Source organism: Mesorhizobium sp. WSM4983 (assembly GCF_029625765.1).
In the GTDB taxonomy this organism is placed as follows: Bacteria; Pseudomonadota; Alphaproteobacteria; order Rhizobiales; family Rhizobiaceae; genus Mesorhizobium.
Genome location: NZ_JARTVM010000005.1, coordinates 203,371 through 215,823, shown reverse-complemented (window position 1 = coordinate 215,823; position 12,453 = coordinate 203,371). Strand labels below are relative to the sequence as shown.

The following is a 12,453-nucleotide window of genomic DNA, read 5'->3' as shown; positions in this document are numbered from 1 at the left end:
CGCATGACCCCGAAATCGACTTCGATAAGGATAATGCGCGAAATCAAAGTGCCGCGGCCTCCTTTGCGCGTCGGACGGGACGCGTTGCGCTGCCGGCGCCGATCTTCGCGCCGACGAGCCGCCTTGTCATCGAAAGATATGTCGTGGTGACTTCAGAGATCGACAGCCGCTCGCCCGGACGGAACCAGACGATGACGCCGGTCATCATCTGGATCAGCGCCATGGCGGTCAGGCCGACATCGTCGATCTCGAAGATGCCGGCGTCGGCGCCGTCGCGCAGGATCGCGCGCAATTCCTTCTCATAGGCCGTGCGCATCTTGAGGATCTGCGTCAGCCGCTCATGCGAGAGGCTGCGCAATTCCATGTTGGAGACATGGGTGGCGCGGCGCCGCTCGATATGGAAGGCAATGTGGTTCTCGACATAGGCGGCGAGCCGCGCCGCCGGATCGACCGCTGCCGGGCGCGCGTCATCCCAGGCCTTGAGCAGGCCTTCCATATGCTCGCGCATCAGCGTGAACAGCAGATCCTCCTTGGTGGGAAAATAGCGATAGAGCGCGGCGGCCTGCACGCCGACTTCGGTCGCCAGCTGGCGCATCGACATCGCCTCATAGCCGAGCCGCGCAATCAGCCCGACCGCCGCCTCGCGAACGGCCGCCTCGGTTTTTTCGCCATCTGAACCCGTGGTGCGTGCCATGTTTGCCTCTGCGAAGCAGATAATAAAACGAACGTTCAATTAATTCAAGCGGGCAAGCGAAGGTGTTCAGGCCGAAGGGCAATGGCCTGCAATCGGTCTGACGCAAGCCTCGGCTGGATCTGTAGAGCGGAGCGACTTAGTCGCCGCGGAAAGCGCGGCTCGCCTGATCGGTCAGGGGCTTAAGCAGATAGGAAAGCACCGTGCGGTCGCCGGTTCTCAGGAACACCTCCGCCGGCATTCCCGGCTTCAGTTCCAGCGATCCCGCCTGTTTGAGGCTGCTTTGCGTCAGCACGATGCGCACCGCGTAATAGGCGACCCCGGCTTTCTGGTCCTCGATGAGGTCGGGCGAGATACGGTCAACCTGGCCCTCGACTTCCGGCGTGATCTGCTGGCTGAAGGCCGAAAGGCGAAGCGTGGCGTTCTGCCCGATGCGCACCTGGTCGATGTCCTGCGGCGCGACGCGCGCTTCGACCACCAGCGCGTCGGCGCTCGGCACGATCTGCATGATCGCCTCGCCGGGCGCGATCACGCCGCCGATCGTGTGCACGGCCAGCTGATGCACCCGGCCTGATTGCGGGGCGCGGATATCGATCTGCTTCAGCGTTTGCTCGGCCGCGATCTGACGCTCGCGCAGTTCGCTCATCTTGCCGTCGATCTCCCTCAGTTCGCCCGCCACTTCGCTGCGCAGGTCCTGATCGATCTGGATGATCGCCAGTTCCATCTCGCTGATGCGCCCGCGCGTCTGCGCGGCGGCGGCGATCAACTGCCCGTTTTCGCCGTCGAGCCTTGCCTCGGCGCGTTCGCGATCGGCCAGACGCGAGATCGGCACCAGCTTCTTTTTCCAGAGGTCCCGCATGCCCTCGAGCTCGATCTTGGTGAGGGATATCTCCTGCTGCTTGCTCCTGAGCTGGGCCTCGATACCCGCGATCTCCTGACGGAACTGCACGATGCGCTCGCGTAGCTGTGAAATCTTGCCCTCGCGCGCCTGCCGCCGCAGCGCGAACAGCCTGTTCTCGCCGTCGATGAGATGACCGATCTGAGGGGCATGCGCGTTTCCCGACAGCTGCTCGGGATAGAGCACCGCCTGGGCGCCGTCGCGTTCGGCAATCAGCCGGGCGCGGCGGGCAGAGAGCTCGTCGAGACCGTTGTCGACGATGGCGAGATTGGCACGCGCCACCGTGTCGTCCAGCCGCACCAGGACGTCGCCCGCCTCGACCGTGCTGCCGTTCTGCACGTTGAGAGCGCCGACGACGCCGCCTTGCGGATGCTGGACGGACTTCACGTTCGAGCCGACGACCAGATGGCCGCCTGCGACCACGGCTCCGGCAAGACTGCTTGATGCCGCCCAAAGGCCGAGCCCGCCGACAAGCAGCGCCGCTGCGATCGCTCCCGCCCGGACGTTCCTGCGAATGGCCTGACGCAAGCGCTGCTGCTGGGGCGAAGCACCTTCGATCGGCTTCGAACCGCGGTCGAGCAGCGCGATCGCGCGCGCCCTGGCGGACAATGCGATGTCGCGCACCACGCGCAACGCATCGGCTTTGAAATAGGGAGTTGCCGACCTCATCTCAGCCCGCCGATCCGACCGCATGCAGCGGTTTCGTCACCGGCTGCAAAGCCTGCCGTGCGATCTCGCTCTTCAGCCCGAATGCCTGCTGCCTGCCGCCATTCAGCACCAGCAAGTGGTCGAGCGCGGCGAGGGCGCTGGGACGATGCGCGACCACGATGACGATGGCGCCGCGCGCTTTGATGCCTTCGATGGCACGCGTCAGCGCTTGGTCGCCCGCGGCATCGAGGTTGGAATTCGGCTCGTCGAGCACGACGAGGAACGGATTGCCGAACAGCGCGCGCGCCAGGCCTACACGCTGACGCTGTCCGGCGGAAAGTGCCGCGCCGCTCTCGCCGATCTCGGTTTGATAGCCTTCGGGCAGGCGCAGGATCATGTCGTGCACGCCGGCAGCCTGGGAGGCCTCGATGATCGCCTCCGGCATGGCGTTCTCGTCGAAGCGGCTGATGTTCTGGGCGACCGTACCGGCGAACAATTCGACATCCTGCGGCAGATAGCCGATATGGCGGCCAAGCGCCTGCGCCGGCCACTGCTCGATTGCAGCGCCGTCGAGACGGATCTTGCCGCGCATCGTGGGCCATACGCCGACGAGCGCGCGCACGAGCGAGGATTTTCCGGAGCCGCTCGGACCGATCAGGCCCATGCCGGAGCCGGCGTCGAGCGAAAAGTCGATATCCTCCAGCAGGATGCGCCGTCCACCAGGCGCCGTCACCCCGACGGTTTCCACAGCGAGTGTCGCGTTTGGCGCCGGAAGCTCCATGCCGCCATCGTCGACCGGAAAGGCGGCAAACAGATCGACCAGCCTCTGCCAGCTCTGGCGCGCGCTGAGGAAGTGCTTCCAATACGCGGTGGCGAGCTCGATCGGCGCCAGCGCCCGCGATGTCAGGATTGAACTGGCGATGATGATGCCGGGCGTGGCCTGCTGGTAAATGACCAGATAGGCGCCGAGCGCCAGGACCATCGACTGCAGCATCATGCGCATGATGCGCGAAGCCGCACCCAATCCGCTCGTCAGGTCGCTCGCCTGCGCCTGCGCCTCGCGGAAGGCGTTGTTTGCTTGGCTCCAGCGCCCGGCCAGCCTCTCGCCCATGCCCATGGCGGCCAGCACTTCGGCGTTGCGGGCGCTCGCCTGCGCGAGCGCGCCGCGCCTTGTGCCGAAGCCGGACATTGCCTTGGTCGGGGCGCGGACCAGGCGATCGGTGAGCCCCGTAAGCGCGATCAGCAGCAGCGCGCCGATGAGCGCCGCGACGCCGATCCACGGATGGAAAAGAAAGCAGATCACAACATAGAGCGGCATCCATGGCAGATCGAACAGCGCACCCGGGCCGGGGCTGGAAAGGAAGCCGCTGACCTGGTCGAGGTCGCGCAGCGCCTGCAGACCTTCGCCGCGATCAGGCGTTCTGAGCGGCAGCCGCACGAGGCAGTTGAAGACGCGGCCGGCGATGAGCTCGTCGATGCCGGCGCCGATGCGTGTCAGCACGCGCGCACGGATCGCTTCGAGGACGCCCTGGAAGGCATAAAGCACGGCGACCAGAATGATCAGCGCCACCAGCGTCGGCACGCTGCGGCTAGGCAGAACGCGGTCATAGACCTGCAGCATGAACAGCGAACCGGACAGCATCAGCACGTTGATGAGGCCGCTGAGGCCGGCGACGGCCGCATACGGGCCGCGGAAGGAGGCGAGCGCCTTGCGAAGCTCGGAAGGTTTCAGGTCAGCTAAAGGCGAGCGTGTCAGATGGTTACCCCCGAAAAAACCGCGCCCGGCTTGAGGCGGGTTGGCGGGTCGCGATCGAGGCGCGGCCCGCGGTCAAGATCAGCCGACGAGTGCCGTCGTTTGATGGTCGGAATGGCCGGCAATCTGCGCCAGGATCTTGGTGATCGCGGACTGCGCCGCATCGGCCGCGTCGGCAAAGACCGGATTGTCGGCCGGCAGGTGGTCGTGCAGCCCCGCTGCCGCCCGTTCCACAGCCTGCTGGACATGGTCCGACGGATCCGGCGCGTTGTCCGGATTGGCGTGCGAGGCGTGACGGAACAAGAATTGGTCGCTGTCCAAGGCCACCGCATCATGCTTGGGCGCGTCGGTGGAGTCGGTGAGACCAGGCGTGCCCCGGTCGCCAACAGGATGCTTGCCGAAGAAGTCGGCGAGCCAGTTTTTGGTGCCGTTGCCCGTGTTCGGTCCGCTGGTCGGCGCGGCCGGGGCGTGGCTTGAATCGGATCCTGAATCTTCTGCCGATGCCGACGCCGCGAGCGTGCCCGATTTCATTGCCGGGTCGATCAGGTCGCGCTTGACGTTCTTGGTGCCGATTGTCGCCGTCTGCGTCGAAGTGGCGATATTGGCGCCAGAAAAAGTGACGTTATAGGTGCCGGGCTTCAGCGCTAGATCATAGCCGCCGGCGGCCGAGGTCGTGGTCTTAAAGGTCTGGCCGGCTGAGTTCCTGGCGGTCACAGTGATGGTGCCCAGCCCTTCGCCCGGATCGTAGAAACGGTCGCCGTCCTTGTCGTCGAAAGCGACGCCGGTGAGGAAGAGATCCGTGCCGCTCTTGGCGAAATCCTCGGTGACGAAGGCGCTGCTGCGGCCCTTGTAGTCGCCGACCTCGAAGGCGAGCCCAACTTCACGGAAGTTGGAATTGAGGATGTTGGCCCGGTGCCCGGGAGAATTCATCAGATTGGTGTGGAGAAGCTTGACCTCGTCGACATAGCCGGTCGGCGCGCGGGTCGTTGCCCAGGCGATGTTCTCGCCCGTGGCCCATGAGCCGCTCAGCGTATAACCGGCATTCGTCATGCGCGTCGTCGGCGACGAACCCCCGGAACCGGTGTGGGAGAATGTGTCGGTGGCCAGCATCCACTTGTCGTGGCCCTCGGCGGCTTCGCTGAGATCGTTGTCGAAGGCCAGGGGCTGGGCGCCAGTCTTGGCGCGCTCAGCATTGATGAGCTCGAGCAGATACTGCTCGTTGGCACTGTGCTGCGGCATCGGATATCCCCGTTGATACTGTTTGGTGAGCCCCCTGATCTCCGTCACCCGCCTTTCCGGCTATGGAGCAAATATGTTCATCATGCGGCGCTAAAGTAACAAATCGGAATATACGCACATATATCGTGTGCGTATCGCACCAGAAGCAATGTCGGACGGTTTGCCGATCGGTGGATGGAAGCTGATTTCGGCGGACTTGCCTAGGCGATGATCCTGAAGTCGATAGGTGCACTGTCGTCCCTGCGTTCTTCGACCTCGACCCTGATGACCGTCGCGCCCCTAGGCCCCCGCCACAGCCGATCGACCATCGAGTCGATCGCTGCGTCGGCGCCGGCGATGAGCGCCGTGACCGAACCGTCGTGCTCGTTTCGCACCCAGCCCGTCAGTCCGAGGCGCACGGCTTCGTCCCGCGCCCAAACCCGATAGCTGACCCCTTGCACCTTGCCGGAGATGCGCGCCCGAACGGTTCTCTTCTGCTCGACCATGCTCGTCTCCGCCTTCGAAGCCTTACGGAATCCGGCTCGGCGCCGCGCAAACGCAACGGCTGTGGATCGCCGTTAGTTCCCCCGCGCCGTCGCCAGCGCGCCAGGCAATTCCTCGGCGAAGATGTCGAGCTCATGGTCGAGGCCGACGCTGACCCGGATGCAGCGGTCGAGCCGCGGCGCCATCGGCTTGCGGATGAAGACGTCGCGCGAGAGCAGCGCCTGCATCACCTTCAGCGCGAAGGCGCCGTCGCGGCCGCAGTCTATGGTGACGAAATTGGTCGCCGAGGGCAGCGGCTTCAGTCCGTTTTCCTCGGCGATGGCCGCAATGCGCCGGCGCCCCGCGGCCACGCGCGCCACCACCGAATTCAGATAGTCCTGATCGGCCAGCGCCTCGAGCCCGGCGATCTGCGCCATGCGGCTGACGCCGTAATGGTTGCGGATCTTTTCGAAGTCGCGGATCACTTCCCGTTCGGCCACCGCATAGCCGCAGCGAATGCCGGCAAGCCCGTAGGCCTTGGAGAAGGTGCGCATGCGCACGACGTTCGACCGCGCGACGTCGATCGGCGGTAGCGCCGAGGCCGGTCCGAGCTCACCATAGGCCTCGTCCAGCACCAGCATGGTGGTTTCCGGCAGCGCCTCGATGAAGCCGACGACGTCCGGCGCCTCCCACCAGCTTCCCATCGGATTGTCCGGATTGGAGAGATAGACGAGCGGCGCTCGTTCCCGGGCGACAGCGGCAAGCAGTCCGTCGAGGTCCTCCTTGTCGTCGGCGTAGGGAACCGTCACCAGCCGGCCGCCGACGCCGGCGATGTGGAAGTTGAAGGTGGGATAGGCGCCAAGCGAGGTCACCACCGCGTCGCCCGGCGCGACATACATGCGCGCGACAAGGCCGAGCAGCCCGTCAATGCCTTCGCCGACCACCACGTTCTCGACGCCGACATTGTGATGCGCGGCCGCCGCGACCTTCAGCTCGAAATTGTCGGGGTCGCAATACATCCACTGGTCGCGCGCGACGCTCTCCATGCGGGCAATCACGCGCGGCGAGGGCCCAAAGCTGCTTTCATTGGCGCCGATGCGGGCGCGGAAAGGCCGCCCGCGCTCGCGCTCCTGCGCCTCCGGCCCGACGAACGGCACCGTGGTGGGAAGCGTGCCGACGATCGGCGTAAGGGAAGGGCGCTGGCGCATGGCAAAGGCTCGGTTGAGAGGAGGCTTCTTGCTAGCTTGAGCGAGGGGTGGGTGCAAGCTGCGCGAGAAACAACGAAGACGCACCATAGCCGGACTAGATTCTCCCGCCCGCTTTTGCTAGCGACGCAGGATGAGCAACCGATTGCCGCCTTCCTGGGCAAAGCACCTGAAAACTCAACCCTCGGCTAAGGCGGCACCGCCGAAAACCGTAGCACCCAAGGCACAGCTGAAGTCCGGTCCGTCTCGCGTGCAAGCCGACGACATGCTGTTGAGGCAGGCGCTCGAGTTTCAGAAAGCTGAGCAATTGCCTGAGGCGGAGGAACTCTGCTTTCGTGTCCTGGCGCGTACCCCAAACCATCCGCTGGCTTTTTACATCCTGGGAACCCTCGGCATCGGATTCGACAACGAGAAGGCTTTGCGGTACTTCGCCCGGGCGGTCGGAGAGGAGCCACGAAATCCTTACTACCACCTTAGTCTCGGCGAGACCTACCTGAAGCTCAGCGAGTTTACGCCGGCAATCAGGCACTTTCAGCAGGCCTTGGCCTTGAAACCGGATCTGGTGGAAGCGCTTTGCGCCCTGGGCGAAGCTTACAAGGCGTTCGACAAGGGAGAGATGGCGCTGCCGCTCTTTGAGAGGGCGCTCGAGTTCGACCGAAATCATCCTGGGGCCCGGTTGGGGTTGCCGGGTGCACTCGCGAGCCTTGGCCGTATGGAGGAAGCGGCAGTTCATCTGAAAGAGGCGATAAAACGGCGCATCGCGGTACCGGGAGCCTATCACGCGCTTATGCAAACGCGCAAATTCACGGAAGAGCCGACGGAACTCGCGGCAATCCTCACGGAGCTTCGAGATTCGGGCCATGGGCCGGAGGGAATGGCAGCGCTGCACCACGCCGCCGGAAAGGTGCTCAACGATCTCCATCGCTATCAGGAGGCGATGGACCACTTCAAGCAAGGGAATCAGGCCAGGGGCCTAAAATTCGACCTGGGATGCTATCGTCGCTGGGTCGATGCCGTGATCGAGACCTTCACACCCGGACTGGTGGCTTCAATGGCCGCTTATGGCAATCCCTCGGAGGTGCCTGTGTTCATCGTCGGCATGCCTCGCTCGGGCACGACGCTGACAGAGCAGATTTGCGCCAGCCATCCTGATGTTCATGGCGCCGGCGAACTCAGCAAGCTCAGACGAATTGCCAACGGGCTAGGCCTCAGAGACGGCCCTGACGCAAACGTCGCTAAATCGGTCGCGACGATTACTCCCGAATTGACCAAGACGCTGGCATCCGAGCATCTTGCCTATCTACGTGAGCGAGCGCCTGACGCGCTTCGAATCGTCGACAAGATGCCCCACAATTTCGAGTTGATCGGACTAATCGGCATCCTGTTTCCCAACGCGCGCATCATTCATTGCCGCCGCGATGCCATCGACAATTGCATCTCCTGCTTCGTGCTGCAGTTCAATGAAGCGCATAACTACAGCGCAGATCTTGAGACACTAGGGCTATACTACAGAGAATATGACCGCCTAATGCGGCACTGGAACAACGTTCTTCCGGGCCGCATCTTCGAAAACCGGTATGAGATATTGATTGAAAATCAAGAGGAGCAGTCGCGCCGCTTGATAGATTACCTCGGGTTGCCTTGGGACGACGCCTGCTTGCGCTTTTTTGACAGGGACGGCTCGGTAAACACTTTCAGCCGTTGGCAGGTTCGCCAGCCGATTTACAAGTCGTCCGTCAAGCGTTGGAGGAACTATGAAGGCGAGATCCAACCGCTGATCGAAGCCTTGGGCAACTTGGCTGAGGTTGACCTGTAATTTAGTTTCCTACTAGAAAAATTCTGGCCGGAAGGTACACCGCAAAATCGCTCGTGTGGCGATTGGCAGAACGTTCATTGTTTCGTCGTTCTCTGGCGAAGCAAGGAGGGAAGCGGCACGGCGGAGACCAGGAGCCGGGGCGTGAACGGCGGATTTCTGCCATCTTATCGAGTGCAGCACTGCGCAATGGTGCTTTGAGGAACTGCCCGCAGAAAAGAAAAAACCCGGCAGTTGCCCGCCGGGTTTCGATTTCAGTTGGACGCTGCTGATTAGAACGAACGCTGGAAGCGGAGCATACCGCCGACGCTGTTCTTCTTATTGGCGTTGGTCCAGTTTCGGTCGTCCAGGTCGCCGAATTTGCCATCGTGCAAGTAATCGACCTCGGCCGTAACCGTGAAGCCAGGCACAATGTCGTAGGCGACGTTGGCTGCGACGCCGTAGTTCTTGGCGTCATCAGCAGAGGCCTGGAGGTTGAACGAGGTCTTCTCGTTGAACTTGTAGGTGCCGCCGCCCCAGACTGCCCAGTTTCCGCCCCACTGCTTGTAGAAGTTTCGGTCGATGTGGTCGTCCGACCCGTAGCCGGCCATGAGGAAAAGCGACAGCTCGTTGGTCGCGTTCACATCCAAGCGGACCTTGCCTGCCCATTCATCCCAGGCGCTGTCATAGGCGACGACGCCCGTGATGGCGCCCCAGCCCTGGGTATACTTCACGCCGCCGACAACATGCGGAACATAGCTGTCGATGGTGTCATTGCCCGAACCGGCATTGTAGAGGTAATTGCCACCCCCATCAACAACCGGGCCGCCAGCGGAACCGGACCCTTCTTCCAGCGAGACCACAGCCGAGAAGCCGTTGCCGGCGTCAAAGTAGTACTGGACGACGTTGGTGTCGAAGCCGCCATAGGGAACCAGCGTATCGTTGATGACGTTGCCGGCGTATCCGATGAACGTGTTGAAGGCCGATTCGTCCTTGCCGACGCGCAGGCCGCCGAGCTGGATCCAGGCGAAATTCAGCGTGATGCCCTTGTTACCGGCGGGATTGCCGATCGGCTGGCCGCCGGCGGTGACCGAATCGCCATAGCCGTTGGAATTGCCGAAGTTGATGCGCGTCTCGGTGTAAGTCTTCAACGTGCCGAGCTCGGTCTCCTGGCCAGTCCAGGTCTTCAGCGTAAAGCGGGTGTTCTTGTACCAGGTACCCTGGTCGCCGCCATTCCGCACGTCGAGGCTGCGCGCGCCATCGAACGAACCGACATCGCCGAGGCCAATGTCGTAACGGACATAGCCGCCAATGCGCAGGCAGGTCTCAGTGCCGGGGATATAGAAGTAGCCCGAGCCGTATACGTCGCAGATCTTGACGTATTCAGCCGGTTCCGGCTCGGCGACGGTCACCGCGTCGGCGGCGCGAGCACCGGAAACTGCGATCATGGCCGCAGCTGAGCCGAGAAGAAGGCTCTTGATGTTCATTTTCTGACCTCCAGTCAGAATCGAACGGCAGCGTCGATTTCACTCGACTGTCACCGGTGTCAGTGCTTTGTTATTGCTGTATTTTTTTACCGGGTAGCCGCTACCACAGGCGTTTGCTGGCGAACGCGTGCCCGGATCCCGATTTGAGATAGCGCTCGAACGAAGTCGCCTTTGCTCGGCTTGAAAGGCCATGTAGGTCACGATTCGCCGCGGCAGAAATTTGGAAGTGTGACTGGACTTTCCTGCGTGATGCTCAGCAATTCGTCGCCGCAGGTCCGATGTTATGCCGATATAACGCTCGCCTACGAAAGCCTCGCTCGCAATCAGGCATGCGTACCACACGGACCGGCCCTCCTTCGCCAAGGGGCATCCTCTCCGCATCCTGCTTCGCACGAACTGTCGGGCTTGTCCTGCGAAGCGCGCAGCGCGAAGCAGGATGGCGGAGAGGATGGGATTCGAACCCACGAGAAGCTTTTGACCTCTACTCCCTTAGCAGGGGAGCGCCTTCGACCACTCGGCCACCTCTCCGTCGCGCCGCTGGATAAAGAAAAGCGGCGGCACAATCAACAAGCCCGCGCCGTAATCGCTGAAAATTCGACGCCGGCAGCAGGATGAGTGTTCCCATGCGGCGATTCCATGGCGATTCCCGGCCGGCGACTCGCAGCTGGCGCCGCAATTTCGGCCGCCCCTCGCCGGATTCGACCGACTGCAAGGCCTTAATGGTTAATGAGAACTTTCGGAGTGAGGCCAAATCGTGTCATTTGTGCAACAACGTCCGGTGATAGCGTCTGGACGGGGCTTCTGCCGATACGATCATAGTTGAACGCCGCCGCCGCCTGGGTAAAGGTCACGTTCGAAGGAGCGGCGCGGTGCGCATCTTTTTCGGTAAGTGGGGATGGGGCAGGGAACGCTGTCCTTCAGCAAAAAATACCCAGACCCGTTTTTTAACTTTTGACTGGAGGTCAGAAAATGAACATCAAGAGCCTTCTTCTCGGCTCAGCTGCGGCCATGATCGCAGTTTCCGGTGCTCGCGCCGCCGACGCGGTGACCGTCGCCGAGCCGGAACCGGCTGAATACGTCAGGATCTGCGACGTGTACGGCTCGGGCTACTTCTACATCCCCGGCACCGAGACCTGCCTGCGCATCGGCGGCTATGTCCGCTACGACATCGGCGTCGGCGACGTCGGCTCGTTCGACGGCGCGCGGTCCTTTGACCACCAAGATGGTGACGAGCAGGACACCTTCTACAAGAATGCGCGCTTCACGCTGAAGACCTGGACCGGCCAGGAGACCGAGCTCGGCACCTTGAAGACCTACACCGAGACCCGGTTCAACTTCGGCAACCGCAACAACTACGGCCAGGTCACTGTTACTGGTCCTACCACAGCCCCCGTTACGAACCTGCTCGGCAACCCCGCCGCCAACAAGGCCGTCTCGCTGAACTTCGCCTGGATCCAGCTCGGTGGCCTCCGAGTTGGTAAGGACGAATCGGCCTTCAACACGTTCATCGGCTACGCCGGCAACGTCATCCAGGATACGCTCGTTCCCTACGGCGACTTCGACACCAACGTCGTCCAGTACTACTTCGACGCCGGCAACGGCTTCTCCGCCGTCCTCTCGCTCGAAGAAGGCTCGGGCGTCGTCGGCACGATCGACAGCTATGTTCCGCATGTCGTCGGCGGCCTGAAGTGGACGCAGGGCTGGGGCGCCATCAGCGGCGTCATCGCTTATGACAGCAACTATGAAGAAGTCGCTGGTAAGGTCCGCTTGGACGTGAATGCCACTGACGCGATCTCGCTGTTCATCATGGCTGGCTACGGTACCGACGACAACCTGTTGGAAGTCCATGCTCCGGGCACTGGTATCAACGCTGGCGGCCGCGGCTTCTACAAGCAGTGGAGCGGTAACTGGGCAGTGTGGGGCGGCGGCACCTACAAGTTCAACGAGAAGACCTCGTTCAACCTTCAGGTGTCTGCTGACGATGGCAAGAACGTCGGCGTCGCTGCGAACGTCGCCTACGACATCGTTCCCGGCTTCACGGTGACCGCCGAAGTTGACTACCTCCACCTTGGCGACGACTCCGTCTCCAACTGGACCAACGCCGACAAGGAAAACAGCGTCGGCGGCATGCTCCGCTTCCAGCGCTCCTTCTAAGGGCTGGACTGCTACAACTGAAATCCGGCCCGGGCATCTCTGCGCCCGGGCCGTTTTGCTTTTCGCGATGGATCAACGCAACGAAAGGACGGGGGTGAAAACGGTAAGCTGATCGGGTCTGTAG

At 62.6% G+C, this 12,453-nt stretch carries 10 protein-coding genes and 1 tRNA gene; 2 read left to right on the top strand and 9 right to left on the bottom strand.

The window, feature by feature from the left end:
• Positions 1-43 precede the first annotated feature (43 nt).
• The 6 genes from P9254_RS17325 to P9254_RS17300 form a co-directional block, all read right to left on the bottom strand.
• Positions 44-694 carry a TetR/AcrR family transcriptional regulator gene (locus P9254_RS17325; protein WP_278056358.1) on the bottom strand — a complete coding sequence of 217 codons (651 nt, stop codon included), beginning with the start codon at positions 692-694 and terminating at the stop codon, positions 44-46.
• Between the two features lie 136 nt (positions 695-830).
• Positions 831-2,258, bottom strand: coding sequence for an HlyD family type I secretion periplasmic adaptor subunit (locus P9254_RS17320; protein ID WP_095823693.1), 1,428 nt, complete (start codon positions 2,256-2,258; stop codon positions 831-833).
• 1 nt (position 2,259) lies between these two features.
• Positions 2,260-3,993 carry a type I secretion system permease/ATPase gene (locus P9254_RS17315; protein ID WP_442920326.1) on the bottom strand — a complete coding sequence of 578 codons (1,734 nt, stop codon included), beginning with the start codon at positions 3,991-3,993 and terminating at the stop codon, positions 2,260-2,262.
• 78 nt (positions 3,994-4,071) lie between these two features.
• Positions 4,072-5,229: a CAP domain-containing protein gene (locus P9254_RS17310; protein ID WP_278056359.1), complete on the bottom strand. Its 1,158-nt coding sequence runs from the start codon at positions 5,227-5,229 to the stop codon at positions 4,072-4,074.
• 200 nt (positions 5,230-5,429) lie between these two features.
• A complete protein-coding gene (locus P9254_RS17305) occupies positions 5,430-5,714 on the bottom strand; it encodes an acylphosphatase (protein WP_278056360.1) in 285 nt (94 codons plus the stop codon).
• A 72-nt stretch (positions 5,715-5,786) separates the two neighbouring features.
• A complete protein-coding gene (locus P9254_RS17300; protein ID WP_278056361.1) occupies positions 5,787-6,899 on the bottom strand; it encodes a pyridoxal phosphate-dependent aminotransferase in 1,113 nt (370 codons plus the stop codon).
• A 130-nt stretch (positions 6,900-7,029) separates the two neighbouring features.
• Here P9254_RS17300 and P9254_RS17295 point away from each other — a divergent pair, with 130 nt between their 5' ends.
• The gene (locus P9254_RS17295; protein ID WP_278056363.1) at positions 7,030-8,712 is read left to right on the top strand and encodes a tetratricopeptide repeat-containing sulfotransferase family protein; all 1,683 of its coding nucleotides are present in this window, start codon (positions 7,030-7,032) and stop codon (positions 8,710-8,712) included.
• Between the two features lie 269 nt (positions 8,713-8,981).
• Here P9254_RS17295 and P9254_RS17290 read toward each other — a convergent pair whose 3' ends face one another.
• From P9254_RS17290 to P9254_RS17280, 3 genes are all read right to left on the bottom strand, one after another.
• On the bottom strand, positions 8,982-10,175 hold the full coding sequence (locus tag P9254_RS17290) for a porin (RefSeq protein ID WP_278056365.1): 1,194 nt from the start codon (positions 10,173-10,175) through the stop codon (positions 8,982-8,984).
• Positions 10,176-10,214: 39 nt separating this feature from the next.
• The gene (locus tag P9254_RS17285; protein WP_442920325.1) at positions 10,215-10,556 is read right to left on the bottom strand and encodes a GIY-YIG nuclease family protein; all 342 of its coding nucleotides are present in this window, start codon (positions 10,554-10,556) and stop codon (positions 10,215-10,217) included.
• Positions 10,557-10,612: 56 nt separating this feature from the next.
• Positions 10,613-10,703 (bottom strand) — tRNA-Ser (locus tag P9254_RS17280).
• A gap of 441 nt (positions 10,704-11,144) precedes the next feature.
• Between P9254_RS17280 and P9254_RS17275 the strand changes: the two genes are divergently transcribed.
• A complete protein-coding gene (locus P9254_RS17275) occupies positions 11,145-12,329 on the top strand; it encodes a porin (RefSeq protein WP_066997498.1) in 1,185 nt (394 codons plus the stop codon).
• Positions 12,330-12,453: the final 124 nt, after the last annotated feature.

Bases quoted from the DNA above. Each gene is read 5' to 3' on its own strand.
- P9254_RS17285 (WP_442920325.1), bottom strand. From the start codon at position 10,556: ATGCGGAGAGGATGCCCCTTGGCGAAGGAGGGCCGGTCCGTGTGGTAC.
- P9254_RS17295 (WP_278056363.1), top strand. From the start codon at position 7,030: ATGAGCAACCGATTGCCGCCTTCCTGGGCAAAGCACCTGAAAACTCAA.
- P9254_RS17320 (WP_095823693.1), bottom strand. From the start codon at position 2,258: ATGAGGTCGGCAACTCCCTATTTCAAAGCCGATGCGTTGCGCGTGGTG.
- P9254_RS17305 (WP_278056360.1), bottom strand. From the start codon at position 5,714: ATGGTCGAGCAGAAGAGAACCGTTCGGGCGCGCATCTCCGGCAAGGTG.
- P9254_RS17325 (WP_278056358.1), bottom strand. From the start codon at position 694: ATGGCACGCACCACGGGTTCAGATGGCGAAAAAACCGAGGCGGCCGTT.
- P9254_RS17275 (WP_066997498.1), top strand. From the start codon at position 11,145: ATGAACATCAAGAGCCTTCTTCTCGGCTCAGCTGCGGCCATGATCGCA.
- P9254_RS17310 (WP_278056359.1), bottom strand. From the start codon at position 5,229: ATGCCGCAGCACAGTGCCAACGAGCAGTATCTGCTCGAGCTCATCAAT.
- P9254_RS17300 (WP_278056361.1), bottom strand. From the start codon at position 6,899: ATGCGCCAGCGCCCTTCCCTTACGCCGATCGTCGGCACGCTTCCCACC.
- P9254_RS17290 (WP_278056365.1), bottom strand. From the start codon at position 10,175: ATGAACATCAAGAGCCTTCTTCTCGGCTCAGCTGCGGCCATGATCGCA.